The organism is Klebsiella sp. Ech2A (assembly GCF_030078455.1).
Taxonomy (GTDB): domain Bacteria; phylum Pseudomonadota; class Gammaproteobacteria; order Enterobacterales; family Enterobacteriaceae; genus Klebsiella; species Klebsiella terrigena.
This window is the reverse complement of the sequence record NZ_JAQGFU010000394.1, coordinates 1-1,618: the sequence shown is the minus strand read 5'-3', so window position 1 is coordinate 1,618 and position 1,618 is coordinate 1. Positions and strand designations below refer to the sequence as shown.

The following is a 1,618-nucleotide window of genomic DNA, read 5'->3' as shown; positions in this document are numbered from 1 at the left end:
GATAAACGCGATCCCGCCGATGCCGCCGTAGAGGCTGATGGCGCGCGCGTGGGCGCTGCCCTTCAGGGTGACGTGGAGGGTAGCGAGGATCTGCGGGACGATCAGCGCCGCCCCGGCGCCCTGCAGGGTACGCGCCGCCAGCAGCTCGCCGATGGAGCTGGCCATCCCGCAGAGCAGAGAGGCGACGCCGAACAGCGTCACGCCCCACATAAACAGGCGCCGGCGGCCGTAGTTATCGCCGAGCTTGCTGCCCATCGCCAGGCACACCGCAAAGGCGACGCCGTAGAGCGCGACGATCAGCTCCAGCTGGGTGGCGCTGGCGTCCAGCGAGCGGGTGATGGAATCCAGCGCGACGTTGGTGATGGAGGTGTCGATCAGCGGCAGCATCTGACCGGTTAACAGCAGGAATAAACCGGCGCGGCCGGGTGAAACAGCAGACGAATTCATTGGATCTCTCCATTGCGTCATTCAGCGGATGGTCGTAGCATCAACGATAAATTAAACGGGTACCAGTTCCTGCTTATACTGGTATTGGCACTACCATGCTGGAGGTCATATGACCGTAATGCCGCAACGCGCGCCGCTGCCGGTCGCGCCCGACGACAGCCGTAAGCAGCTGGGCGCCTTTCTGCGCGCCCGCCGCGAGAGCCTCGATCCGCAGCGTCTCGGCCTGCCGCGCGTCGGGCGGCGGCGTACGCCCGGTCTGCGCCGCGAAGAGGTGGCGATGCTCGCCGACGTTGGCGTCACCTGGTACACCTGGCTGGAGCAGGGGCGGGACGTTAACCCCTCGGAATCGGTGCTGGTTGCGGTGGCAAATGCGCTGCAGTGCAGCCCGCTGGAGACCCGGCACCTGTTCGTGCTGGCGGGAGTGACGCCGCCGGAAGCCGCGCAGGTGACGGTATGCGAAGGGATAAGCCCCGGCACCCGGCGGATGCTCGACAGCCTGATGCCGCAGCCGGCCAGTATCCAGAAGCCGAACTTCGATATCGTGGCGTGGAACGAGAGCTTCTGCCGCCTGATGGGCCTCGATTTTGCGAGCCTCCCGGAAGAGGACCGCAACTGCATCTACCTCTATCTGACCAACGAAACCTGGCGCAGCCGGATTGAAAACCGCGACGTGCTGGCGACCTTCGTCTCCTATTTCCGCGCGGCGATGGCCGAGCATCGGGGCGATCCGCTGTGGGAAAATAAGCTGGCGCGATTTTTCGCCGCCTCGGCGGAGTTTGAGGCGCTCTGGCACCAGCGCTACGAGGTCCGCGGCGTGGAGAATCAGGTGAAGAACTTCAACCATCCGCAGCTGGGGCGCTTTAGCCTGCAGCAGATGTACTGGTACTCGGCGCCGCGCAACGGCTCGCGGCTGCTGGTCTATCTGCCGACGGATGAGGCCGGAGAGCGGGCGCTGGCGTGGCTGGACAATCAGGGCTGAGAGGGCTTCGCCTGCCGCCGCTCGGTGCCGGCAGGCCGCGGCGCGCTTTCCGTGTCATACTTATGCGATATTGCCGTAGGGATATGACTATCAATGAAAGTGACGCGCAGACAGGAAAAGATTATTCGCGCGGCCGTGAGCCGCTGGCGGGAAGATAACGTTATCGACGAGCGGATGCAGCAGCATTTAAAC

At 64.3% G+C, this 1,618-nt stretch carries 2 protein-coding genes; one reads left to right on the top strand and one right to left on the bottom strand.

From position 1 onward, the window contains the following. Positions 1-447, bottom strand: a 447-nt coding sequence (locus PFH44_RS27355; RefSeq protein ID WP_283826802.1) for an MFS transporter, incomplete at its 3' end; no start/stop codon positions are given. Between the two features lie 109 nt (positions 448-556). Here PFH44_RS27355 and PFH44_RS27350 point away from each other — a divergent pair. After that, on the top strand, positions 557-1,426 hold the full coding sequence (locus PFH44_RS27350) for a helix-turn-helix transcriptional regulator (protein ID WP_283826801.1): 870 nt from the start codon (positions 557-559) through the stop codon (positions 1,424-1,426). Positions 1,427-1,618: the final 192 nt, after the last annotated feature.